At 38.5% G+C, this 25,767-nt stretch carries 24 protein-coding genes and 1 riboswitch; of the genes, 20 read left to right on the top strand and 4 right to left on the bottom strand.

The window, feature by feature from the left end; genetic code table 11:
• The first annotated feature begins 46 nt into the window (after positions 1 to 46).
• The 7 genes from MKZ25_RS14780 (at position 47) to MKZ25_RS14750 (ending at position 4,548) form a co-directional block, all read left to right on the top strand.
• Positions 47 to 403 carry an arsenate reductase family protein gene (locus MKZ25_RS14780; RefSeq protein ID WP_340802165.1) on the top strand — a complete coding sequence of 119 codons (357 nt, stop codon included), beginning with the start codon at positions 47 to 49 and terminating at the stop codon, positions 401 to 403.
• Positions 404 to 483: 80 nt separating this feature from the next.
• A complete protein-coding gene (gene gcvH / locus MKZ25_RS14775) occupies positions 484 to 864 on the top strand; it encodes a glycine cleavage system protein GcvH (protein ID WP_008408686.1) in 381 nt (126 codons plus the stop codon).
• Between the two features lie 89 nt (positions 865 to 953).
• Positions 954 to 1,280 carry a toprim domain-containing protein gene (locus MKZ25_RS14770; protein ID WP_340802164.1) on the top strand — a complete coding sequence of 109 codons (327 nt, stop codon included), beginning with the start codon at positions 954 to 956 and terminating at the stop codon, positions 1,278 to 1,280.
• A gap of 7 nt (positions 1,281 to 1,287) precedes the next feature.
• Positions 1,288 to 1,590: a thioredoxin family protein gene (locus MKZ25_RS14765; RefSeq protein ID WP_340716094.1), complete on the top strand. Its 303-nt coding sequence runs from the start codon at positions 1,288 to 1,290 to the stop codon at positions 1,588 to 1,590.
• Positions 1,591 to 1,651: 61 nt separating this feature from the next.
• Positions 1,652 to 1,754, top strand: a riboswitch (SAM riboswitch).
• A 144-nt stretch (positions 1,755 to 1,898) separates the two neighbouring features.
• On the top strand, positions 1,899 to 2,927 hold the full coding sequence (locus MKZ25_RS14760; protein ID WP_340716093.1) for a methionine ABC transporter ATP-binding protein: 1,029 nt from the start codon (positions 1,899 to 1,901) through the stop codon (positions 2,925 to 2,927).
• Positions 2,920 to 3,588 (top strand): methionine ABC transporter permease, encoded by a 669-nt coding sequence (locus MKZ25_RS14755; protein WP_008408680.1) that lies wholly within the window; start codon positions 2,920 to 2,922, stop codon positions 3,586 to 3,588. Before MKZ25_RS14760 ends, MKZ25_RS14755 begins: the two co-directional genes overlap by 8 nt.
• 153 nt (positions 3,589 to 3,741) lie before the next feature.
• Positions 3,742 to 4,548 carry a MetQ/NlpA family ABC transporter substrate-binding protein gene (locus MKZ25_RS14750; protein ID WP_340732955.1) on the top strand — a complete coding sequence of 269 codons (807 nt, stop codon included), beginning with the start codon at positions 3,742 to 3,744 and terminating at the stop codon, positions 4,546 to 4,548.
• A 90-nt stretch (positions 4,549 to 4,638) separates the two neighbouring features.
• Here MKZ25_RS14750 and MKZ25_RS14745 read toward each other — a convergent pair whose 3' ends face one another.
• Complete coding sequence (locus MKZ25_RS14745) at positions 4,639 to 5,541, bottom strand: LysR family transcriptional regulator (RefSeq protein ID WP_340732954.1); 903 nt, start codon at positions 5,539 to 5,541, stop codon at positions 4,639 to 4,641.
• A 118-nt stretch (positions 5,542 to 5,659) separates the two neighbouring features.
• Between MKZ25_RS14745 and gltB the strand changes: the two genes are divergently transcribed.
• Together gltB and gltD are read left to right on the top strand one after the other, a co-directional pair.
• On the top strand, positions 5,660 to 10,180 hold the full coding sequence (gene gltB / locus MKZ25_RS14740) for a glutamate synthase large subunit (RefSeq protein WP_340802163.1): 4,521 nt from the start codon (positions 5,660 to 5,662) through the stop codon (positions 10,178 to 10,180).
• A 15-nt stretch (positions 10,181 to 10,195) separates the two neighbouring features.
• The gene (gene gltD / locus MKZ25_RS14735) at positions 10,196 to 11,683 is read left to right on the top strand and encodes a glutamate synthase small subunit (protein ID WP_340802162.1); all 1,488 of its coding nucleotides are present in this window, start codon (positions 10,196 to 10,198) and stop codon (positions 11,681 to 11,683) included.
• 202 nt (positions 11,684 to 11,885) lie between these two features.
• Here the strand turns inward: gltD and MKZ25_RS14730 are convergent, their stop codons facing one another.
• From MKZ25_RS14730 to MKZ25_RS14720, 3 genes are read right to left on the bottom strand one after another with little or no spacing between them, the layout of a single operon-like run.
• On the bottom strand, positions 11,886 to 12,305 hold the full coding sequence (locus MKZ25_RS14730; protein WP_340802161.1) for a nucleoside deaminase: 420 nt from the start codon (positions 12,303 to 12,305) through the stop codon (positions 11,886 to 11,888).
• Complete coding sequence (locus MKZ25_RS14725) at positions 12,306 to 12,794, bottom strand: 3-isopropylmalate dehydratase small subunit (RefSeq protein WP_340802160.1); 489 nt, start codon at positions 12,792 to 12,794, stop codon at positions 12,306 to 12,308.
• Positions 12,784 to 14,037, bottom strand: coding sequence for a 3-isopropylmalate dehydratase large subunit (locus tag MKZ25_RS14720; protein WP_340802159.1), 1,254 nt, complete (start codon positions 14,035 to 14,037; stop codon positions 12,784 to 12,786). Before MKZ25_RS14720 ends, MKZ25_RS14725 begins: the two co-directional genes overlap by 11 nt.
• A gap of 239 nt (positions 14,038 to 14,276) precedes the next feature.
• Here MKZ25_RS14720 and MKZ25_RS14715 point away from each other — a divergent pair, with 239 nt between their 5' ends.
• From MKZ25_RS14715 to MKZ25_RS14665, 11 genes are all read left to right on the top strand, one after another.
• Positions 14,277 to 15,479, top strand: a complete 1,203-nt coding sequence (locus tag MKZ25_RS14715; RefSeq protein WP_340802158.1) for an MmgE/PrpD family protein — start codon at positions 14,277 to 14,279, stop codon at positions 15,477 to 15,479.
• An 11-nt stretch (positions 15,480 to 15,490) separates the two neighbouring features.
• Complete coding sequence (locus tag MKZ25_RS14710; protein WP_340802157.1) at positions 15,491 to 16,873, top strand: FAD-dependent oxidoreductase; 1,383 nt, start codon at positions 15,491 to 15,493, stop codon at positions 16,871 to 16,873.
• Between the two features lie 2 nt (positions 16,874 to 16,875).
• Complete coding sequence (locus MKZ25_RS14705) at positions 16,876 to 17,589, top strand: isochorismatase family protein (protein ID WP_340802156.1); 714 nt, start codon at positions 16,876 to 16,878, stop codon at positions 17,587 to 17,589.
• Between the two features lies 1 nt (position 17,590).
• Positions 17,591 to 18,964 (top strand): dihydroorotase, encoded by a 1,374-nt coding sequence (locus MKZ25_RS14700; protein ID WP_340802155.1) that lies wholly within the window; start codon positions 17,591 to 17,593, stop codon positions 18,962 to 18,964.
• A 12-nt stretch (positions 18,965 to 18,976) separates the two neighbouring features.
• Positions 18,977 to 20,215: an ABC transporter substrate-binding protein gene (locus MKZ25_RS14695; protein ID WP_340802154.1), complete on the top strand. Its 1,239-nt coding sequence runs from the start codon at positions 18,977 to 18,979 to the stop codon at positions 20,213 to 20,215.
• Between the two features lie 107 nt (positions 20,216 to 20,322).
• Positions 20,323 to 21,195, top strand: coding sequence for a branched-chain amino acid ABC transporter permease (locus tag MKZ25_RS14690; RefSeq protein WP_340802153.1), 873 nt, complete (start codon positions 20,323 to 20,325; stop codon positions 21,193 to 21,195).
• A complete protein-coding gene (locus MKZ25_RS14685) occupies positions 21,192 to 22,181 on the top strand; it encodes a branched-chain amino acid ABC transporter permease (protein WP_340802152.1) in 990 nt (329 codons plus the stop codon). The genes MKZ25_RS14690 and MKZ25_RS14685 overlap by 4 nt, the downstream gene beginning before the upstream one ends.
• Entirely contained in the window at positions 22,168 to 22,896 is a 729-nt protein-coding gene (locus MKZ25_RS14680) for an ABC transporter ATP-binding protein (RefSeq protein WP_340802151.1), read from the top strand. Before MKZ25_RS14685 ends, MKZ25_RS14680 begins: the two co-directional genes overlap by 14 nt.
• Positions 22,889 to 23,599 (top strand): ABC transporter ATP-binding protein, encoded by a 711-nt coding sequence (locus MKZ25_RS14675; protein WP_340802150.1) that lies wholly within the window; start codon positions 22,889 to 22,891, stop codon positions 23,597 to 23,599. Before MKZ25_RS14680 ends, MKZ25_RS14675 begins: the two co-directional genes overlap by 8 nt.
• A 31-nt stretch (positions 23,600 to 23,630) precedes the next feature.
• Positions 23,631 to 24,368: an IclR family transcriptional regulator gene (locus MKZ25_RS14670; RefSeq protein ID WP_340802149.1), complete on the top strand. Its 738-nt coding sequence runs from the start codon at positions 23,631 to 23,633 to the stop codon at positions 24,366 to 24,368.
• Between the two features lie 64 nt (positions 24,369 to 24,432).
• Positions 24,433 to 25,767, top strand: a complete 1,335-nt coding sequence (locus tag MKZ25_RS14665; RefSeq protein ID WP_340802148.1) for an MmgE/PrpD family protein — start codon at positions 24,433 to 24,435, stop codon at positions 25,765 to 25,767.

The raw sequence follows: 25,767 nt of genomic DNA, 5'->3' as shown, positions 1-25,767 counted from the left end.
ATATCCGTTACAATATAGGAAAATCCAGGGCAAAAGGAGTACTTATATGACAGTAAAATTCATTCAATATCCGAAATGTACAACTTGTAAAAAGGCGCAAAAATGGCTAGATGAGCAAGGTGTGGACTATGAAAATATTCATATCGTAGAACAGACACCATCGAAAGAGGAAATTAAAGCCATTTACGAAGCAAGCGGAGTGCCGTTAAAGAAATTTTTTAATACATCTGGCATGAAATATCGTGAGTTAGGCCTAAAAGACAAACTGCCGACAATGTCCGAAGATGAGCAGTTAGAGCTATTAGCATCAGATGGTATGTTAATTAAGCGACCAATCGTAACAGATGGTAAAAAATTAACTTTAGGATTTAAGGAGTCTGACTTCTTAGAAACTTGGAAATAAACAGTTATTCACATTGTATTTCCGAACGAAATATGGCAAAATGAACTTGATTGTACTACATATGACATGGAGGTTTTCAAATGAGCACACCAAAAGAATTACGTTATTCAAAAGAGCATGAGTGGGTTAAAATTGAAGACGGTAAAGCAACGATCGGTATTACGGATTTCGCACAATCTGAACTAGGCGATATCGTATTCGTAGAGTTACCTGAAGTAGGCGATGAAATTTCAAAGGATCAGCCATTCGGTAGTGTAGAATCTGTTAAAACAGTTTCTGAACTATATGCACCACTTTCTGGTAAAGTTGTTGCAATCAACGAAGAATTACTGGACAATCCTGAATACGTAAACGAATCTCCATACGGCAATGCATGGATGGTTACGGTTGAGTTAACAAGTGAAGCAGAAGTTGAAGAATTATTAGACGCAGATGCTTACACTGCATTAATCGAACAATAATATGAAACACTAAAGCCTTCTAATTAAAGGTTTTAGTGTTTTTTTGTTATTCTATACATAAAGGTGACGGATGAAAGGAAGCGTGTTATATGGGGAAATGCATCGTTGTAGAAGGTCGTGCCGATAAATTGCGATTGATTCCGATTTTAGCGGAAGACGTTACGATTATTTGTACAAATGGGACGATTAGTGAAGTCAATTTGATTGATTTATTGGAAGACTATGAGCATGATGAAATTATCACAATGTTTGATGCAGATAAAAATGGTGAAAAGTTACGTAAACTGATGAACCGTGCATATCCCGAAGCGACGCAGCTTATCATACCTCACGAATACGTTGAAGTAGAAAAAACACCTACTAAAATCTTAAGGGATATTTTACTACAGGCAAAATTTATAGTAAAAGAAGGATGACAGTATAATGGAACAATGGACGAAACAGCAGTGGGAACAGAACGTACAACAGCATGATCAGACAGCTTTTTTCTTATATACGCCTATGTGCGGCACATGTGAAGTGTCGGAAAAAATGTTGGATGTAATTGAGAAATTACTCCCAGATTTACCACTTGGTATGGCAAATATCAATTATTTAGGGGATTTGCCATATGAGTTGAAAATTGAAAGTGTACCTTGTTTAATCGTTTCAGACAACGGGGAACTAACGGATAAAATTTATGCGTTTAAATCCGTACCGTTTTTGTATGAAATATTAAAAAAGTAATTGACGTATTCACTTTGTCGTGATAAAGTAACATTCATAATAATAAAACTTAATAACGTTACTCTTATAAAGAGAGGTGGAGGGAAGTGCCCTATGAAGCCCGGCAACCAGCGTTTACGCAAAGGTGCCAATTCACACAAAGTTTAAACTTTGAAAGATGAGAGAACGGTTTACCGTATAAATGTATGTGAAACCTTTCTACTTGTCATGGTAGAAAGGTTTTTTTCATTCAACGGAGGTTTTGGATGAAAAAGAACATGATTTTGAAATAGCAAGCAGGTTATTTCGATTTAGAAGGAGTACAACCGATGATTGATATACAAAATATTACTAAAGTGTATAACACGAAAAACGGTAAACTTACGGCAGTTGATAATGTAAGTTTATCGATTAACAAAGGAGAAATATACGGTATTATCGGCTACAGTGGTGCCGGTAAAAGTACAATGATCCGCCTGCTGAACGGTTTGGAAAAGCCAACAACAGGGTCTGTCATTGTAGGCGGCCAGGATATTGCAAAAGCTTCCGGGGCAAAATTACGAGAAGCGCGTCAAAAAATAAGTATGATTTTCCAGCATTTCAATCTGCTCTGGTCCCGTACAGTCGAAGAAAATATCGCATTCCCACTTGAAATTGCAGGAGTTTCAAAAGCTGACCGTGAAAAGCGAGTGGAAGAGCTGATTGAACTCGTTGGTTTAAAAGGAAGAGGGAAAGCGTATCCTTCTCAGTTGTCCGGCGGGCAAAAGCAGCGTGTGGGCATTGCAAGAGCGTTGGCAAACAACCCGGAAGTGCTTTTATGTGATGAAGCGACTTCAGCGCTTGATCCGGAAACAACGGATTCCATTTTGGAATTACTGCTCGATATTAATAAAAACATCGGTCTTACAATTGTACTCATTACACATGAAATGCATGTTATCCGCAAAATCTGTAACAGAGTAGCGGTAATGGAAGCCGGAAAAGTTGTGGAGCAAGGTGATGTATTGCAAGTGTTCCAGCATCCTCAAGCACCAATTACGAAAAACTTCGTATCACAGGCTTCTGGTGAAACGCAGGAAACACAAGCATCACTAGAACAAATTTTTGCCAACTATCCAGGAGGCAAAATCGCCAAATTAATATTTGCCGGGGCAACGACAGAACAGCCTGTCATCTCGCAAATGATCAAGCAATTTGACGTAGTTGTAAATATTGTCCATGGTAAAATCTCGAATACAACGGGCGGTTCATTCGGTACATTGTTTATTCATATCAATGGCGAACCGAAAGCAGTCGCGGAAGCATTAAGCTTTTTAGCGAAACAGGAAATTCAAACGGAGGTGATTGAGCATGTTTAATCAATTATTTCCGAACGTCGACTGGGGTAAAATGCTCGAAGCAACATATGAAACAATTTATATGACGGCTGTTGCGACAGTCATCACATTTATACTCGGACTTCTGATTGGGATTGTCTTATTTTTAACGAGCGACAATCAATTATGGGCAAATAAAATTGTCCACTTTTTAACAGGATCATTCGTAAATATTTTCCGGTCGATTCCATTTATCGTCCTGATCATTTTATTGATTCCGTTCACAAAGTTTTTACTTGGAACAATCCGTGGCGCAAATGCAGCATTGCCTGCGCTAATAATCGGTGCAGCACCGTTTTATGCGCGCATGGTATTAATAGCATTGAGAGAAATTGATAAAGGTGTCATTGAAGCGGCCCGATCAATGGGAGCGAAAACTTCTACTATTATTTGGAAAGTGCTGATTCCGGAAAGCTTACCAGCATTAATTTCAGGTATTACGGTTACAGCTGTCGCTTTAGTAGGATATACAGCAATGGCCGGCATTATCGGTGCGGGCGGCTTAGGTAACCTGGCATTCCTTGACGGTTTCCAGCGTAACCGAACAGATGTGACATTAATGGCAACTGTTTTAATTTTAGTTGTCGTATTTATTATCCAGTATATTGGGGACTTCATTACAGCAAGAGTGGACAAACGATAGTTAGTGGCTTTTTAGGCCGTAATTATAAATATTGGTGCATCGAAACAATATGGACGCAAACTTTTAAAAAGTGCGCGTCCATCAGAAAAATAATCAGAATATAAAAAAGGTTTCGATAAACTGAACAAACTAAAAAAAGGGTAGGTAAAACAGATGAAGAAATTATTATCAAGCGTTATTTTAGGAGCTTCAGTACTAGCTTTAGCAGCATGTGGCGGCGAAGATGAAAAATTAGTAGTTGGTGCATCAAATACACCACACGCAGTAATTCTTGAAAAAGTTAAACCAATTTTAGAGGAACAAGGTATCGAGCTGGAAATCGAACCTTATACAGATTACGTATTACCAAACCAGGATTTAAATAACGGTGATTTAGATGCAAACTACTTCCAGCACATTCCATACTTCGAAGCACAAAAAGCGGATTTCGATTATGACTTTGCAAATGCTGGCGGTATTCACATCGAGCCAATCGGTGTTTACTCTAAAAAATATTCATCTTTAGAAGAACTTCCTGAAGGTGCAACAATTTTACTTTCCAACTCAGTAGCAGACCACGGACGTATGCTTTCATTACTTGAAGCAGAGGGATTAATCAAGTTAGCTGAAGGAATCGATAAAACAAAAGCGGAAACAAAAGACATTGTTGAAAATCCGAAAAACTTTGTGTTCGATGCAGACACAGCAGCTGAATTATTAGTGCAAATGTACGAAAATGAAGAAGGTGACGCGGTATTGATCAACTCAAACTTCGCAATCGATAACGGCATCAACCCATTGGAAGATTCAATCGCAATCGAGTCTAGTGAATCACCATATGTAAACATTATTGCAGTTAAATCTGGCGATGAAGATTCAAAAGAAATTAAAGCATTAGTAGAAGCATTACGCTCAAAAGAAGTTCAAGACTTTATCGTTGAAGAGTGGGGCGGCTCTGTAGTACCAGTCTCAGGCGAATAAAATAATCAAAAACCCATTTTCTCTCTTAAATATACTGGAGAAAATGGGTTTTTTTACTGTGCGTCAGTACTTTATTTCTGTCCACGTCTATTATTGGAACCTTGTTAATCGAGAATAAAAATTAGATATAAATTTGACGAATACTTCTTCGGATGGGGCAAGATCTCTTGATGTCGGTGCAATGATGCCGACTGTGCGTCTTATATTAGGAATGGCGATCGGCACTTTGACGGTCATGCGCGGTGTTGAATCGTAGAGTGAACTTTCCGGTAAAAGTGTCACACCGATACCTGCCGCTACAAGCCCTTTTAATGCATCCATATCTTCTCCCTCGGTAGTAATATTCGGTATAAAACCAACAGAGCGGCATGCATCAACAGCCACTTTATTTAAAATATAACCTTCCGGAAAAAGTACAAACTGGTCATGACGCAAATCGACAAGGTTAATCGACTCTTTTTTTGCTAGTGGATGTGTTGCAGGCAACAAAGCATGGATGTTTTCACTGAACAGTACAGTCGTATTTATTGCTTCGTCTTTTGGTGGTAATGGCCCAAGCAAAGCTAAATTCAGCTCGCGATTTTTAACCGCATCAATCAAATACTTATAGGAGCCCTGTCGTAAATGGAAAGAAATGTCCGGGTATTCTTTTTTAAACGCGGAAATGACGGTCGGCAATACATAGCTTGCCAAACTTGTAGGGAAACCTATTTTAATTGTCCCTTTTGCCGGATCCAGATATTCTTCCACCTGCTTTGCAGCAAAATCAATTCCCTTGAGTGCGGTAATACAATGTTCCAAAAAAATCTTCCCGACCGGTGTCAACTTTACGTTACGCCCAATTCGTTCAAAAAGCGGTGTGCCGAGTTCTTCTTCCAAGTTGGCAATTTGTCTGCTGATTGCAGACTGGGCAACGTGTAAATGCTCCGCTGCTTCAGAAATATGCTCCCGTTCTGCCACCTCTACAAAGTAACGTAACTGTCTTAATTCCACAATTCCCACCCCATTCATCTAAAAAGTAGATTGTTTATATCCAAACTATATATTGTTTATATTATTTCGAAAACTTTAAAATGTAAATAAGGGATTGAAAGAATGAGGGGGAATGAATATGAGTTTTCATCAGTTACCAGAAGCACAAGGGTTATATAATCCTGAATTTGAACATGACGCATGCGGTATCGGCATGTATGCAAATATAAAAGGAATACCTTCACATCAGATTGTAAAAAAAGGATTGGAAATGTTATGTCGCTTAGAACACCGTGCAGGACGCGGCGGGGACGGCAAGACAGGTGATGGGGCAGGGCTGTTAGTTCAAATCCCACATGCGTTCTTTCAACAAAACTGTACGGAACTTAATTTACCTGAAATGGGTGAATATGGTGTCGGTCAGGTTTTCTTTACAGAAAATGAAGACGAACGCCTAAAAATTGAACAAAAGATGAACGAATTAATTGAACAGGAAAATCAGCAACTAATCGGCTGGAGAACTGCTCCGACAAATAAAGAAAATTTAAGTGAGATTGCTAAATCGACTGCACCGGTTGTTCGCCAAGTATTTATTCGGTCAAACGAAAACGACAATAAGGCATTCGAACGGAAATTATATGTCATCCGCAAACAGCTTGAACATTGGGCAACGGAGCAACAATTCGAACTGTATATACCAAGTCTTTCAAGTCAGACGATTGTTTTTAAAGGTTTGCTTTCACCAGAAGAAGTAAGTGAATTTTATGTGGATCTGCAGGATGAAAGCTTTGTATCCGCATTGGCACTTGTGCATTCACGTTACTCAACGAATACATTTCCATCTTGGAAACGGGCCCATCCGAACCGCTATATTATCCATAATGGGGAGATAAACACATTACGCGGCAATATAAACTGGATGCGTGCACGTGAGCAGCAGTTCGTATCTGAAGCGTTTGGGGATGACCTTGAAAAGCTATTGCCGATTATTGATACGACAGGTTCGGATTCTTCGATGCTTGATAATGCCTTTGAATTTTTCGTATTAGCTGGACGTTCACCTGCAGAGACAGCGATGATGATGATTCCGGAGCCATGGACAGAAAATCCGCGCATTGATGAAGATCGCAAAGCGTTTTATCAATATCATGCCAGCTTAATGGAGCCATGGGATGGACCGACTGCAATTTGCTTCACGGACGGCAAACAGATCGGAGCAATTTTGGACCGTAACGGCTTGCGACCAGGAAGACTGTATGTGACGAAAGACGATCATGTTATTTTCTCATCTGAAACTGGGGTTGTTGATTACGCTGAGGAAGACATTCTTTATAAAGACCGATTAAGCCCAAGTCGCATGCTGTTAATTGATCTGGAACAAGGAAAAATCATTTCGGATGACGAGCTGAAATCCGAAGCCGCGGCAGAAAAACCTTATGCAGCATGGCTGGAAGAAAATATGATCAAGCTTGAAGTGAAGGATGAGCAGTTACCTGAAATAAATGATCTGACATTACGCCAGAAAATTCACGGCTACACATTTGAGGATGTACAAAAATATATTGTACCTCTTGCAAATGAAGGGAAAGATCCGCTTGGTTCGATGGGGAATGATACACCATTAGCTGTTCTGTCAGATAGACCGCAATCCTTATTTAATTACTTTAAGCAGCTATTTGCACAAGTGACAAACCCGCCGATTGATTCCATTCGTGAACATGTCGTAACATCGACAATGACATTGCTTGGAGCGGAAGGTGATTTATTACAGCCGAATGCGCAAAATGCACGTCGCCTCCTGCTGAAAACGCCGGTATTAACGACTGCAGAATACGAGCAAATTATAAATAATAACGAAGAACATTTTGGAGTAGCGGAAATCTCGCTGAAATTTACGGAAAATTTAGAAAGCGAACTTAACCGAATCAAAACAGAAGCAGAAGCGGCTATCTTTGGCGGCAAGACAATTATTGTGCTGTCGGACTATATGGATGATGCTAAGCAGTTAACGATGCCTGTTCTTCTGGCAGCAAGTACAATCCATCAATATTTAGTACGAATCGGCTTGCGTACGAAGGCGAGCATTATCGTTAACAGCGCGGAAGTTCGGGAAGTACATCATTTTGTTGCACTCATCGGTTTTGGCGTTGATGCCATTCACCCGTACTTAGCATATGCAACAATTCATGAGGCAATTGAAAATGGTCATTTATCTGTACCATTTGAAAAAGCGGTTCAAAAATTCCGGAAAGGTGCAGCAGACGGTGTCGTAAAAGTGATGTCGAAGATGGGGATTTCAACCGTCCAATCTTATCGCGGTGCCCAAGTGTTCGAGGCAGTCGGAATTTCAAAAGAAGTGATTGACGAATACTTTACAGGTACGGCTTCGCAAATTGACGGAATAGACTTAAAGACAATCGGTGAAGAAGCAAGACGACGCCATGAGGAAGCAATGCGATCGATGTCAGCACAACTGCAATCAGGTTCAGATTTCCAATGGCGTGCAGACGGAGAGCATCATGCGTTCAATCCGAAAACAATTCATACACTCCAGTGGGCTACACGTAAAAATGATTTTGGTTTATACCGGATGTATGCGGAAATGGCCAATGAGGAGCGAATCGGGTTTTTACGTAATTTATTCGACTTTAAAAAGAATGACCGCCGAATCCCAATGGAAGAAATCGAGTCAGTGGATTCCATCGTGAAACGTTTCAAATCAGGGGCTATGTCGTTTGGTTCGTTATCGAAAGAAGCGCACGAAACGTTAGCGGTAGCGATGAACCGTCTAGGCGCACGCTCGAATTCTGGTGAGGGTGGGGAAGATCCGGCCCGTTTTACAATCGAACCAAATGGTGACAACAAACGCAGTGCAATTAAACAAATTGCTTCAGGTCGTTTTGGAGTGAAATCGCATTATTTAGTAAATGCCGATGAGCTGCAAATTAAAATGGCGCAAGGAGCGAAACCGGGGGAAGGCGGTCAACTGCCAGGCAATAAAGTATATCCATGGGTAGCGGATGTACGCGGTTCTACTCCTGGGGTAGGGTTAATTTCACCGCCGCCGCATCACGATATTTACTCGATCGAGGATATGGCACAGTTAATTCACGATTTGAAAAACGCAAACCGTCACGCAAGAATTTCTGTAAAACTCGTAGCAAAAGCAGGGGTTGGGACAATTGCTGCAGGTGTTGCTAAAGGTGCAGCAGATGTCATCGTCATTTCGGGCTATGACGGCGGTACAGGGGCATCGCCGAAAACATCGATTAAGCATACTGGTTTACCGTGGGAGCTTGGTTTAGCTGAAGCGCATCAGACATTGATGCTCAACGGATTGCGCGACCGAGTGACACTGGAAACGGACGGCAAGCTCATGACTGGGAAAGATGTCGTAATGGCTGCACTTTTAGGAGCAGAGGAATTTGGTTTTGCGACAGCACCGTTAATCGTTTTAGGCTGTGTCATGATGCGTGCCTGTCATTTGGATACTTGTCCGGTAGGTGTAGCAACACAAAATCCGGAACTCCGTGCTAAATTTATGGGATCAGCTGATCATGTTGTCAATTATATGCGTTTTGTTGCAGAAGAAATGCGTGAATATATGAGTATTTTAGGATTCCGTACAGTAGAAGAGATGGTCGGTCGTACAGATGTACTGCAAATTTCAGATCGTACGGCAAAACATTGGAAAGCAAGCCAGCTTGATTTAACGGCACTGCTTCATCAAATCCAAGGAACACGCACGAAGCAGCATCAGCAAAACCATAATATAGAGGAAAGTTTTGATTTACGCGAGTTATTGCCGCATGTTTCAAAGGCAATTGAAGGCAATGAACGTATCGAATTAAGCTATCCGATTAAAAATACAGACCGTGTCATTGGAACAATTGTCGGCAGTGAAATTTCCCGTAAATACGGCGAAGCAGGCTTACCTGACAACACAATCAACTTAACGTTTACAGGCCATGCTGGTCAAAGCTTCGGGGCATTTATCCCGAGAGGAATGTCAATGCGCGTAGTCGGGGATGTTAATGACTACTTCGGCAAAGGTTTGTCAGGAGGAAAAGTGTCGGCCATTGCACCGATTCAAGGTGAACAGGAGAAAAACGTCATCGCCGGAAATGTTTGTTTATACGGGGCAACGAGCGGTAAAGCCTTTATCAACGGGCGTGCGGGACATCGATTCGGTGTTCGTAATTCAGGTGCTGAAATTGTTGTTGAAGGAATTGGAGATCACGGCTGTGAGTATATGACGGGCGGGAAAATCGTTATATTAGGGGATGTAGGTCAAAACTTCGGTGCCGGAATGTCCGGCGGAATCGGATATATTCTGCCGAGTGATGAGGAGAAATTCAAAGCACAATGCAATATGGAAATGATCCATTTTGAGAAAATGACAGACAAAGCGGAGATTGAATCTGTTCGCCAATTAATTATTCAGCATTTGGAGGAAACAGATAGTTCATACGCATTGGATGTGTTAGCGAAGTGGGAGCAGTTCGTTCCGAAGTTCGTAAAAGTTGTGCCAACGGATTATAAAATAATGGTAGATAAAATCAACCACTACACTGCAACCGGTTCTACAAAGGACGATGCAGCAATGCAGGCATTTACGGAAGTGACGACTAGTCAGAAGAAGCTTGTGAGCACAAAATAAGAGGGGGTTTCTAGCATGGGAAAAGCAACGGGTTTTATGGAATTTAAACGAGAGAAAGTTCAGGAGCAACGACCACTAGAGCGTCTTTCAAATTGGGGTGAATATACAAGCAGGCTATCTGATGAAAAATTACAGACACAAGGTGCGCGCTGTATGGATTGTGGAACACCGTTTTGCCATATGGGGATTGAAATTCGTGGTACTGCAGCAGGATGTCCGATTCAAAATGTCATCCCTGAATGGAATGACTTAGTCTATAAAGGGCATTGGCAGGAAGCGTTGGAACGTTTGCATATGACGAATAATTTTCCTGAATTTACCGGACGTGTCTGTCCTGCCCCGTGTGAAGGGTCATGTACACTTGCCATTACGGATCCGGCTGTCGCAATTAAATCGATCGAACGTACAATCATTGATAAAGGGTTTGAAAATGGCTGGATCACACCGCGAATCCCGGCATCCCGAACTGGCTTTAAAGTGGCGATTGTCGGCTCAGGTCCTGCAGGTTTGGCAGCAGCAGATCAACTGAACCAGCTTGGCCATTCGGTAACGGTGTTCGAACGTTCTGACCGATTTGGCGGATTATTAATGTACGGCATCCCGAATATGAAGCTCGAAAAAGATGTGATAGAACGTCGTGTCCATTTATTATCTGTAGAAGGAATCGATTTCGTTGCGAACACAGAAATCGGTAAAGATATCACGAAGGAGCAATTACAAGCCGATTTCGATGCTGTCATTTTATGTACGGGAGCACAAAAACAACGAGTTCTTCATTTAGAAGGAAGCGATGCAGGCAATATTCATTTAGCAATGGACTATTTAACGGATGTTACAAAAAGCTTGCTAGATTCTGATTTTGCGGATAATCAGGCGTTAAATGTTGAAGGGAAAGATGTCATTGTAATTGGTGGTGGTGATACAGGGGCTGACTGTGTAGCAACAGCTCTCCGTCAGAAATGCCGTTCAGTATACCAATTCGGTAAACATCCACAACAGGCTACTACTCGTACAGATGAAACGATGTGGCCGAAAGATCCGAACATTTACACAATGGATTATGCTTATGCCGAGGCTGATGCGAAATTTGGCCGTGATCCGCGGGAGTATTGCATTCAGACTACAAGAATAGAAAAAGACAGCATTGGTAATGTAAAAGCACTTCACACAATTCAAATGGAAAAAATTCTAGGCGAGGATGGCTTCCATTACTTTAAAGAGTTGCCTGGTACTGAGAAAGTATGGCCGGCACAGCACGTATTTGTCGCAATCGGCTTTGAAGGTGCTGAAAAAGAAACACCTGAACATTTCGGAGTGGAATTAACGAATAACCGCATCCGTGCATCGGTTAAAGACTACGAAACAAGTATTCCGGGCGTTTTTGCTGCTGGTGACGCACGCCGGGGCCAAAGCCTTGTTGTGTGGGCAATCAAAGAAGGACGTGGGGTAGCTGCAAGTGTTCATTATTATTTAAGCGAAGTATTGGTGGGAGATAAATATTAAATAATAAATATTTATTTCTAATATCAAGAGCCACTAATCGACTAAATAGTGACGGAAATAAGGTACTTTCTGTTCTAGCGAATAGGAGGTGCCTTATATTTTTTTATAACCCTATAAAATTGAATATCAATTTATAGAAACTGCATCCCAAAATTAGTTGGACTCTAATTTTGGGATGCAGTTACAATTTTAATATCATCGGCTATAAACTTGATTTTTGAATGTGTTTCAATAATTTATTGGGTTTTTGTTTGGAAATTTCCAACGAACAAATAGTTGATTCGTATGGATAAACGGTTTTGAGTTCTTCAATATTATAATAATAAACAATTCTAGAGATGCCAGCATACTGTGCGGCGGTGACACACATTTGGCATGGTTCACCACTAGCATAAAGGATGGCATGTGGTAATTGATCTTTTGTTAAATGTTTATAACCTCGTTGTATTGCCAATAATTCTGCATGAGCAGTAGGGTCTTTAGTGAGGTGGGTTTCATTAATGGCTTCGGCCACGATTTCATCATTAATAACAATAAGGGCGGCAAATGGCTTTCCATTTTGCTTGATTGCATCGGTTAAAAGCTGTTGTAGTCTGTCAATATACTTTTTCTCATCCATCATCTATAAATGATATGCTTTATGTTTTTTTAAATAAGTTACTAGTCCATCGTCATTTAAAATATCGACCATGACTTGTGGCATTTTTGTCCCTACAAACGTTTGACCATTAACTTTGATTACCCCATCAATCAAATCTGCAGCCACCATGTCACCTGTTTGAATGTTATAATCTTTTACTTCTATTATAGGAAGCCCGATATTTATTGCATTTCTGAAAAAGATTCGGGCAAATGAATTAGCGATAATTAAAGATATTCCTGCGGTTTTTAGTGCGAGTGGTGCTTGTTCACGAGATGATCCACACCCAAAATTTTCTCCCGCGACAATGATATCTCCTTTTTTAACTTTCTTACTGAAATCAGGATCTAAGTCTTCCATCACATGATCAGCTAAAGATTGTAAATCTAAAGTTTTCGTATATTTACCTGGGATAATACGGTCTGTATCGATGTTATCTCCATATACATGTGCCATACCTTCAATTTTCATTAGATATACCTCCATCATATTGCTGTGGATTACTAATTTTACCGTTAAGCGCGGCTGTAGCTACGAATGCAGGAGAACCGAGATAAATGTTTGAATTACGGTTACCCATACGTCCTTGGAAGTTTCGATTAGTTGAAGAAGCTATTACTTCATCATTTCCTGGAACACCTAGGTGAGTACCTACACATGGCCCGCATCCTGATGGAAGGAAAGTTGCGCCTGCTTCAGTTAAAGTTTGAACGGTCCCATCTGCCAATGCATTTAAAAATACTTGCCTAGAAGCAGGAGCAATCAACAGACGAACTTTCGGATGGATATGCTTACCTTCTAAAATTTGAGCAGCAGCATGTAGATCTTCCAGTCGACCATTCGTACAACTACCGATAAAAGCTTGTTGAATATTGATTTCCTCTACTTCATTAATGGAGCGCACATTATCAGGCGAGTGGGGAATAGCAATCTGTGGTGTAATTTTTGTCGCATCTATTTGAATTACTTTTTTATAGATTGCATCTTCATCGGGTAATATATGTTCAAATTCCTGATCCAGTTTCAAACCTAACGTATGGATGATACCTGCTTTTGCGCCCATTTCAATGGACATACTAGCTATGGTCATACGACTATCTAGAGAAAGGGCTTCTATTGTTGAACCTTTGTATTCAATGGCATCATAAGTAGCCCCTTGTATCCCGACTTTGCCCACAACATATAAAACAATATCTTTTGCTGAAACACTTGGCTGAAGTTCACCATTAATTTCAATTAAGATTGTTTCTGGAACCTTTATCCATGTTTTTCCTGTCATCATAGCTCCGGCTAAATCTGTTGAACCTACTCCTGTTGAAAATGCTCCAACTGCACCATATAAACAAGTATGCGAATCAGCCCCTAATATAAGTTGCCCAGGGTTTGCATGTTTGTTTTCAATCATTAATTGGTGGCAAATGCCATCGCCAATATCATAAAGCTTAATGTTTTGCTCCTCCGCAAATTGACGCATTAGATCATGCAATGAAGCGATATTCTGGTTCGGTGCAGGGGAAGCGTGATCAATAACTAATGCCATTTTAGAAGAATCCCAGATTTTTTCTCCTCCCATATTTTCAAATGCTTTAATAGCCAACGGTGCTGTTGTATCAGATGCCATCACAAAATCTACATCCACAACAGTTAAATCATTAGCAAATACTTTTGAAGCGGCATGATTGGATACGATTTTCTCAATAATTGTTTGTCCCAAATTATCACTCCTGTTCCACAATGCGAAACGCGTTGTGTTTTATAATATAAATTGAATTTAAACTCAATTATAGTAAAATGTCAATTTATTTGTTAATAAACACAAAATAGCTGTTTAGTGCGCTTTTAATAATTTTGTCAGAAAATATAGAAACTTATTGATTTTTTTATTGAAAGGAATTATTGTTTAAATTAAGATAAAAAAAGACGCGTTCCACAATGCGGAATGGGGTGGATGTATTGGAAGACATTATCCGTTTTATTTTGGAAATGAAAATAGAAGATGTGCCTCCTGATATAAGAAGGAGAGCTCAATTCATATTATTGGATTCTATTGGGGTTATGTATTATGAAAAAAGCGAAGATGAGTATGAAAAAGTTTTATGGCAAGGAATTCAACTTGTGCAAGATGAATTGGATGAAGGAAATTCAAGAGCAAAAGGGCATCCGGCGTGCCACTTTTTACCATCATTATTGCAAATTGCAAAGAAGAAAAATGCTTCCTATGACGAAGTGTTGCTTGCTTTTATAACCGGCTATGAAGTAGGGGCAAGGTTTGGTGAAATAATAACACTGAAATCGAACATTCATCCGCATGCAAACTGGGGCATTTTAGGAGGAGCTGCAGCAATTGCAAAACTGGAAAACTGGGATGAGAATAAAATAAAAAATGCTTTATTATTAAGTGCTCAGTTTTCGTTCCCGACTTTGTGGCAATCCGTACTTGAGGGACATGAAGCGAGGAATTCTTTAATTGGGTTAGTAAATGTTAACCTGCTGTTTTTACCTTCTTTAATTCAAAACGGAATGTCTTCCAGTAATGAGACAATTACAGAGATCTTCGGAAGTATTTTAGGAAATAATATTAATTTAGAGAAATGGAACGATGACCGCACAAATTTTTATATAGCCGCTACATATTTTAAGTTTTATAGCAGTTGTCGCTTCTGTCATGGGCCAATTGATGCTTTAAAAGAAGCAATGCTTCAACAAGAAATCGCTATAGATGAAATTGTATCAATTGAAGTAATAACTTATTCTAGTGCTTCTAAATTAAATAACCAGCAGCCTTCCAATAAATTCGCTGGGAAATTTTCAATTCCATATGCTATTGCTCAAGAAATAGTAACTTCTACGAATGGAACATTAAATGATAATACAGCCAATGAGATTGCTAGAAAAGTATTTGTAAGTACTTCTGATGAAATAAATAGTTTATTACCAGAAATAAGGCTAACAAGGCTCATAATTAATCTGAAAAATAAAGAGATTATTGTTGAAAAAAAAGGTGCTTTCGGTGAAGAGCCAATCTCAGAATTAGAAGGACTATTAAAGGAAAAGTTTCAGCATCAACTTTTACCGTATATGACGCTAGAGGAATCTTCCAAACTTGCAGAAGAAATACTTGAGTTGAGAACACTTCCTTATAAGTTGTTAATTTAGGAGGGAAAATGATGAGTTGGGATGCAGAAGTAGATGTAATCGTTGTAGGTGGCGGTGGTGGCGGTTTAGTTGCTGCTATTACAGCAGCTCAAGCAGGTCAGCAAGTAGCTTTGTTCGAAAAGACGAATTTATTACTCGGAAACACAGCAGCAAGCGCCGGAATGATACCGGCATGTAATACTCGTTTTCAGAAAGATTTAGGTGTTGAAGATACTGTAGAAATTATGATTGGGGATATTCAAAAGAAAAATCACTATGAAAGCGATTTGGAACAAGTAAAAGCTGTTGCTGAAATTTCAGGTCCTTTAGTCGAATGGTTAAATGATTCTTTAACTATCGAAATGTCTGTAATCACTGAATTTAAATACCCGGGTCATACAAATTACAGAATGCATGCACCACCATCACGTTCAGGTGCCGAATTGATGAAGCTCTTGAAGAAAAATGCTTTAAAATATGAAAACTTATATATTCTTTATCAATCGGAATTACAGGAAATTATTACAGATGATGCAGGAAATGCAATTGGAATTACCGTGCAGACAGTGGATGGGTTACAACAAATTAAAGGACAGAAAATTATTTTAGCTACAAATGGCTTTGGTGGAAATAAAGAAATGGTTCATGAATATATTCCTGAAATTGCAGATGCTATGTATTTTGGTTATGAAGCAAATACCGGAAAAGGAATACTTGCCGGTAAAAAAATAGGTGCTGCTACATCACATTTAACTGCCTATCAAGGGCATGCTGCCGTCAATGAAAATACTGGTTTACTCGTAACGTGGGGGACAATTATGATGGGTGGCTTCTATATTAATACCGAAGGAAAAAGATTTGGCAATGAAGCACATGGTTATTCAGAATTTGCAAAGGAAGTATTAAAGCAACCCTCTCAATACGGCTATATCATTTACGATCAATTTATTCATGAACAGCTCTTATCAATAGAAGATTATAAGCAAATGGATGAAATGAAAGCATATAAAAAGGCAGATACCATAATAGATTTAGCAGAAAAAATTCAAGTAGATTCAGGAGTATTCCTAGAAACATTCGAAAACTTTAATAGTCAAAAAGATGGGCATCCAGATGAATTTCATCGTACTTCTTTTGAGAAAAAACTTGAAGCACCATTTTATGCAATTAAGGTTAGTCCAGCATTGTTCCATACTCAAGGCGGATTGGAAATTAATCCTTCTGCCCAAGTCTTAAATGATGAAAAACAAGTAATTGGAAATTTATATGCAGTTGGTGGTTGTGCAACTGGTGTATCAGGGAAAGCGGCGTACGGATATATGTCAGGGAACGGTCTATTAGCTGCAATGGGCTTCGGTCGTATTGCAGGACTGCATGCAGTAACTGAACTTCAACAATTATCGAGGGGGATATAAAGATGCCAACAACAAAACCATGGGAGTCATTATTAACAGAAACGGATCGGATTGTTATTGAAAAAGGCGGATATGGTCAAAGTCGGGGACTAGGAAAACGCCCACTTTTGGTCATTATTGATGCTCAGCCAAACTATATTGGCGCAGATAAACCAATTGAAGAACAACTTGAGCAATGGCCGAGTGGTGGTGGAGACATCGCATGGAAAGGGATCCGCAAAATTGAAGAATTAAAAAAACATGCTGCTAAAAATGGCATTCCGGTACTGTTTACTCGAAATGTACAGAAGAAGTCAATTCAATTCGATTCCTTCTCAACAAAAGCGAAACGTGACCAAACAAAATACATTGACGGTAACCCTGCAGCGGATATTTTAGAGTGTTTAGCACCAAATGAAAATGATATTGTGGTTGATAAAAGTTATGCTAGTGCATTTTTTGGAACGCCGCTTATTAGTTATTTAGTGAAACTAAAGGTTGATTCTTTAATTATTGTCGGAGGTTCAACAAGTGGGTGTGTTCGTGCGACTGCGGTTGATGCAGTAACACATAATTATAATGTTGCAATCGTTGAGGATGCAGTATTTGATCGTATTGACCTTTCACATAAGGCGGCGCTATTGGATTTATGGATGAAGTATTGCGATGTAATGACTTCTGAAGATATTGTAGAATATTTCGAAAGTTTAAATGTTGAAAAAGAAGAGGTGAGATAGCATGTTAGATTTATTCATTAAAGATGGTGAGGTAGTTTTTCCGCGTGTTGGCGTTAAAAATGTAAATATTGGAGTGAAAGACGGGAAAATTGTTGGTTTTTATAAAGAATTAGTAGAGGCAAAACATACAATTGATGCCAAAGGTCTTCATATTTTTCCCGGAGTAATAGATCCGCATCAACATCTGGGAATCTATAATTCTATGGAAGAAGACTTTGAAGATACAAAGCAGCACGCATTAAGTGGAGTTACGACAGTCATTAACTTTGATCGCCAGCCAGTAAGCTATTTGGAATGGTTTCCGAAAGTTAAAGAGCGTGTTGGAAAATATGCTTATGTTGATTACACATACAGCTTAGGGATAATGAAAGAAGAACATCTGGACGAACTGGAAGAACTGGTTCACCGTGAGGGAATTACATCATTTAAATTCTTCAGGAATTATGAGCGTCAGCTAAATGATAAATTCAAAATTACAGATGGTATTGATTTATCAGCCTATGATATAGGACGCATCTTCGATAAATTCAACGAAATTTCACCAAAGTTATTATTAGCTGTACACTGCGAAAATATGGATATAAATCGTAGTTTAACAAAGCAATTACAAGCATCTGGTGAAGATGAAGGTTTATCAACTTGGGCTAAAACTAGTCCAGGTTATGCTGAAGCAGAATCTTTGTTAAGTACACTTTATATGAATCGAGTACACAAAGGTAATGTATATATTGTCCACTTAACATCTAAAGAAAGTGTAGAAGTTTTAAAGAATACTCCTTGGCTTGCAGAAGGAAATGTAAAAGTTGAAACATGTCCCCATTATTTAGTATTACATGATCAGCATGAAGTAGGGATTAAGGGGAAGGTTGGACCACCAATTCATGGTCTGGAAGATGGGGAAGCGCTTTGGGAAGGTATTCGAAGTGGCCTGATCAATGCAATCGGGACAGATCATGTACCAAGTAATTTAGAAAAGAAACTCAATGGTTCTGGAAATACTTGGGATACATTATTTGGATTCCCTAATGTCGGAGGACTCCTGCCTCTAATGCTAACAGAAGGTTATAAAAAGCGGAATATTCCTTTAGAACGTTTAGCGGATATTATGTCCTTGTCTATTGCAGAATCATACAACTTGGAAAGTAAAGGGCGAATTGAAATCGGTGCGGATGCAGACTTTGCAATAGTTGATTTAAACTCAAGTAAAACGTTAAAAGCGCATGAATTATCAGATCAATCAGATTATTCGTTGTACGATAATCAGGAACTCTTTGGATGGCCGAGCTATACGATCAACAGAGGAGATCTAATAGTTGATAAGGGAGAAATTACAGGTGAAAGCGGTCGCGGTAAATTTATATTCAGATCAATTTAAGGAGGGAAAATTATGAAAAAATGGGGTTTATTATTTGGGTTATTTGTTTTGACATTGGTTATTGCGGCTTGTGGTGACGAGGCCGGTAGTGGGACAGGTCAAGCTGAAAATTTAGGTTCAACATCTGCAGATATTATTAAAATTGGTTCGCTGCACCCTTTAAGTGGGGGGTTAGCTTTAGAGGGCCAGGAGATGCGGGATGCTGTTAAGCTGGCTGTTGAACAACGAAATGAAGCAGGCGGAATCGAATCATTGGGCGGAGCGAAAATTGAATTGATTGAAACCGACCATGAAGGTTCACCAGAAAAAGGGATTTCCGAGGTTCAAAAACTTGGACGTGAAGGAGCATTAGGCATTATTGGGGCATATTCTTCCGGTGTTGCCTTACCAGCGACACAAGAGGCAGAGCGTGCGGGGATTCCATTTGTAATCGATATTGGTTCAGCTAACGAAATTACAGAACGCGGCTTTAAATATACGTATCGTTTACAACCGGCTGCGACTACTTTCTCAAAAGATTTCTTAGATATATTACAAGATTTGAATGAAAATGCAGATGACAAGTTGGAAAAGCTTGTACTGGTTCATGAAGATAGTGTTTTTGGTACGAGTATTGCATCGGCAATTAAAGATCTTGCAGATGACTACAATATAGAAGTTGTTAATGTATTGCCGCATGCTGCATCTGCTGCAGATTTATCTTCTACTATTAATAAAATTTCAGCTGTAAAACCGGATATTGTAGTAGCAACTACGTATTTACGTGATGGTGTAATGCTTGTAGAAGGAATTAAAAATTCTAATTTTACTCCAAAAGCAATCATTGGAGTCGCAAATGGTGCGTTTAGTAATGCCTCATTCTTAACAGAACACCAAAAAATTAATTCAAATATTATGGATGTTAACTATACAATCAATCAAAAAAGTGACTTAGCTAATGAAGTTTCTAAAGAATATAAGGAAAAATTTGGTCGTGACCTTGGTCCGAATGGTGCATATTCATACATGGCAACAGTTGTTTTACTTGATGCAATTGAAAGAGCTGGAACGACAGATCGTGCAAAAATTCGTGAAGAAATTTCGAAAACAAAGCTTGAAGAACATATCTTAGCAGCAGGAATTATTGAATTTGATGAAAAAGGTCAAAATATTAATGCCCGTGCTGTTTTGAACCAGATTAAAGATGGAGTTTCATATGTTGTTGGCCCTGAAGAATACAAAGTTGAGGAACCAGTTTATCCTCAAAACTAACAACACTAGAAAGTAAATGAAGAGAGAGGGGATTTTTTACTCTCTTTCTTTACATAAATTACTGATTTTAAAAATTTTATTCCTACAAGTAAAAAAGGGGGGATTGTATGAACGCTGAACTATTATTTCAGTCACTGATCGATGGCATTTTAATGGGGGGAATTTACGGACTTGTTGCAATCGGTTTAACGCTGATTTTTGGTGTAATGAAGATTATTAACTTTGCACAAGGTGCATTGTTAATGCTAGGTATGTATGTTTCATATTGGTGTTTTGCATTATTTGGACTGAGCCCATATTTATCTTTGCCATTAAGTGCCCTAGTTCTCTTTTTTATAGGAGCAGGTATGCAACGTGGTATTTTACAACGTATGGCGGGTGCACCAGATCATAATCAATTATTAGTAACATTAGGTATTACATTATTTATTGAAAACTTAGCATTAGTAGTTTTTAAGCCAGATTTCCGAAGCGTAACTGTAGATGGAATTCCTAATTCAATTTCATTTTTGAATTTAAATATTCATACAACCAAATTAATTGCATTTGGATTTACTATTGTTTTAGCTATTGGTCTTTTCTTCTTCCTGAGGAAAACATATATTGGTAAATCCATACGGGCAACATCAATGAATTCAGGTGGTGCTGCATTAGTTGGTGTAAATATTAAAAAGATTAATTACATTGCATTCGGTATTGGTGCAGCCCTAGCGGGTATTGCGGGAGCGTTAATTACACCGTTTTTCTATACATCTCCTTCGGTTGGATCCAGTTTCATCCTAATAGCTTTTGTAGTTGTTGTTTTGGGTGGATTAGGTAACTTCTTAGGTGCTCTCGTTGGCGGTGTGTTAATCGGAGTAACAGAAGCACTTGGTGGTGCAATTTTACCTGGGAGCCTTAAAGAGCTTGTTCCTTATGTAATTTTTATCCTTGTCCTGCTACTAAAACCTAATGGACTGTTTGGAGGTAAAGCGCGATGAATCTAAAGAAAACTTCATTACTTTATGGAATTGGTTTAATTTTATTCATTATATTCCCTTTATTTACAGACAGTCAGTATTTTTTGCATATAGGAGTTTTAATTTTATATAGCGCATTGATTTCTCAGGCTTGGAATATTTTGAGCGGTTATGCGGGTCAATTTTCATTTGGTCATGCAATGTTCTTCGGTACGGGAGCCTATATTTCTGCAACATTATTCATGAAATATGATATTTCCCCTTGGATAGGAATGTTTGCAGGCGCATTTGTCGCAATTCTAATTGGATTATTCATTGGTTACTTATCTTTCCGCTATAAATTAAGAGGTGCTTACTTTAGTTTAGGAACATTAGCATTTGCAGAAATTTTACGAATACTCGTCCAAAACTTAGACTATTTCAATAAGACATTAGGCTTTAACTTACCGATTGGTAATGATCCGTTAATGTTCCAATTTTCAAGCCGGGTTTCTTATTATTATATTATTTTAATTATGTTGATTATTGTAACATTAATCACATTTTGGATAAGTCGATCACGGTTAGGATTCAGCTTAATTGCCATTCGTGAAAATGAAGACGCTGCCCAATCATTGGGTGTAAATACATTCCGCGCGAAAATGACAGCAATTGCGATAAGTGGTGCATTAACGGCCCTTGGAGGAGCGTTCTATGCACAATACATTCTATATATTGCGCCACCTACTACATTTGGAAATGATGTATCAGTAGCCATTATTTTACCTGCAATTTTAGGGGGAATGGGAACAATTTTAGGGCCGATTATTGGTGCTTTAATTATTATCCCGTTAGGTGAATTAACAGCTCATTACTTTGGAGGATTCGCAGGCGTCCACTTAATGGTCTATGGTTTAATATTAGTTCTTGTTATTTTATTCTTACCTGAAGGAATTGTAGGGTGGGTGCAGGAGAAACTAAGGAAGCGTAAGTTAAAAAAGGAGGGGAAAGTAGATGACGCTACTTAAACTAGAAAATGTAACAAAACGCTTTTCAGGATTAGTTGCCGTAAACAATGTCTCGCTAGAATTACATGAAGGAGAAATCTTAGGAATGATCGGGCCGAATGGGGCAGGGAAAACTACTTTATTCCACTCGATTTGTGGCTATCATGTTCCAACAGAAGGTAAAATAACGTTGAGAGGACAAGAGATTCAGGGGAAGAAACCGGAAGTTATTTGTGGTCATGGAATTTCACGCACTTTTCAGATTGTACAACCTTTTGGTAATTTAACATTATTGGAAAATGTGATGGTCGGTGCATTTAACCAGGTATCTAAATTTCATGAGGCAGAAAAACTTGCAGAAAAACAGCTCCGTTATTTAGGAATGTCCCATAAAATGCATGAACGAATGAAAGATTTAACCTTTGCTGAACAAAAGAAAGTAGAGGTAGCACGTGCTTTGGCAACAAATCCTAAAATATTATTTTTAGATGAAGTAATGTCAGGTTTAAACCCGACTGAAGTGAATGACTTTATCGCTCTAATAAAAGAAATTCGAGATAACGGAACAACCATCTTCTTTATCGAACATTTAATGTCTGCTGTAATGCAACTTTCTGATCGCGTTGTAGTAATGCATCTAGGAGAAAAAATTGCAGAAGGATCACCTCATGAAGTTACAAAAGATCCTCTTGTAATGGAGGCATATCTGGGAGAAGAGGTGACTGAGCATGCTTAGGATTGAAGAAGTGTCAGCTGGATATGGAAACCTTAATATATTGAGAAATTTAAGCTTTCATGTAAATAAAGGTGAGGTTGTCAGTATTTTAGGAACCAATGGTGCGGGTAAAACAACCACGTTACGAGCTATATCAGGCCTTATTCCTGTTACTTCTGGATCGATATATTTCAATGATGTTTTACTAAATAAAAAATCTACGGAATTTATCGTAAAGTCAGGACTTATTCAAGTACCGGAAGATCGAAAGTTATTCACAGATATGACTGTATTGGAAAACTTAGAAATGGGTGCTTATACAAAAACAGCAAGAAACAACTTTAAGAAAAACTTGGATTACTGCTATGAGCTATTTCCGATTCTTAAAGAACGTGAGACACAAATTTCAGGAACAATGAGTGGTGGTCAGCAACAAATGTTAGCAATTGGAAGAGCATTGATGACTGAACCAAAACTACTCATTTTAGATGAGCCATCCATTGGCTTATCACCATTACTAACAAAGCAGGTATTTGATATAATATCAGAAATAAAACAAAATGGTGTGACAATTTTATTAGTTGAACAAAATGTAAATCAAGCTTTGCAAATCGCCGATCGCGGCTATGTCCTTGAAAATGGAGAAATTGTAATTGAAGGTCAAGCGAACGACCTCTTAAATAATGAAAATCTGAAGGCCGCTTATTTAGGTATTGTTACGTAATGCGTTACGTTAATTGAAAGGGAATGATTGAATGATTAAATCAATTGAAAAAATGACAACGATATTAACACTCTTTTCAATTGATAGGCCAACGTTATTTATAAAGGAAATTCAAGAAGAGTTGAATATTCCTAAAAGTACGGCGTTTAGAATATTGGATACTCTTGAAAAGTTGAATTTTATACAGCGAAATGAAGCAACTCATGAGTATTCGTTAGGGTATCAATTTTTTCGTTTAGGTAGTATATATCAAATGAATTTGGACTATAGAACAGTAGCTCTTCCCTACATGAAAGAGTTAATGGAAGAAACTAAAGAAACAGTTGAATTGAATATTTTAGACGGAATACATCGGGTTTGTATTGAAAAAATTGATTCCCCCCTGGATATCCGTAACTTTGTGCGGATCGGAGAACGAAAACCTGCATATTTAGGTGCTTCAGGTAAGGTTATGTTAGCTTTTTTACCTGCCGAAGAATTATCACCTTTATTAATTGAAATAGAAGAGCTGAATGTTATAAATATGGAAGAATTTAAGAAAGAGTTACAGGAAATTAAAGAAACGGGTTATGCGATTACACATGGTGAGCGAATTTTGGGGACATATTCTATTGCGGCGCCTATATTAGGTGTAAATGGGCAATTGGTTGCTGGAATAAATTTAGCGGGACCATTACAACGGTTAACTGAAGAAAGAACGGCATTACTGAAAGCACGTTGTATACAAACAGCTAAAAAAATCTCTCTTTATATGGGTTATGCAGAATAATAAAAAATCTGCTGTTTCATTCTGAAGCAGCAGTAAATGGCAAATTATGTGCAGGAGGAACAATATGTATGCTATTGCTAATCACATTATTAACACGCCACTAAAAATTGAAAAAGAATTAATCGATGTCGTAAAAATGACATTTTTAGATACTTTAAGCGCTTTAATCATTGGCATGAATGAGGAAGAACAAAAATTATTAGTTCAAACCCTACAAACCTTTGAAACAGGAGGGCAAAAAATCCCTGGTAATCATGCGACTTTATCTTTGATGGATGCCGCATTTGTGATGGGAACTGCCTCTGTAGCAGTTGAGTTAGATGAAGGAAATCAATGGAGTAAAGGGCATCCTTCTGTTCATATCTTTCCTGTTTTTTTATTACACGCTTCTCAAAATTCCTCCTATACTGGCGAACAATTTATCTATGATTTTGTTCAGAGCTACGAAGCTACAACGCATTTCGGGAAAATTACGAATTTAAAAAGCTTTTTACATGCACATGGTACCTGGGGAGTGTTAGGGTCAGCGACTGCATTGGCAATTATTCATAATGCAGATGAGGATACGCTTGCTAGATTATTGGATATCGCTGCAACCTTTGCAACACCAACCCAATGGACAGCCGCATTAGAAGGGGCACAAGTACGAAATGTGTATATTGCTGAAAGTATTATAGGTGGAATCAGAGCTTGGCAATTAACAAAATCGAATTTCAAGGCACCGAACAAAAATGCTGAAGTGATTTTCGGACGTATTTTAGGGGATAGTTTTGATACGACACTTCCCTATAAAAATGAAGTTGAGGCCATTAAAAAAGGGTATTTTAAATTCCATGCCTTTTGTCGATATGTTCATGTACCACTTGAAGTATTTCAGAATTTAATTTTGCAACATGAAATTGACATTGAAAATATAGAAACAGTAAAAGTATTCACATATGAAAGAGCTGCTACTTTACATCGTAAAAATCCAGAAAATTCATTATCTTCAAAATTCAGCATTCCATTTGCGCTGGCAGCTTGGGCAAATACAAAACGTACAGACCATGGATTATTCCAAAAAAAGTATATTGAGAATGTAGCCATTAACCAATTGGCTAACCGAATCACTGTTTATCATGATCAGGATATGGATATAAACTACCCGGACGTAATGCCGGCGAAAGTAGAAATCCAGTTGAAATCAGGTGAGATTTTTGAGCATCGTCAGGATTATGCATTAGGTGGACCAGATAAAAAAACTGATTTCAAAGCACTAGAAGAAAAGTTTAAAGGTAATACAAAGCTTATTTTGACTGACGAGGCGCAAGATGAAATTGTTCAGTTTATAAAAAATTTAGAAACAGAAACTAATTTAGGAAGAATAATAGACATAGTAAATAAAGGTTTAAGGGAGTGA

Source organism: Solibacillus sp. FSL W7-1464 (assembly GCF_038004425.1).
GTDB lineage: Bacteria > Bacillota > Bacilli > Bacillales_A > Planococcaceae > Solibacillus.
The sequence above is the reverse complement of the archived record's forward strand: the minus strand, read 5'-3'. Positions and strand labels throughout refer to the sequence as shown.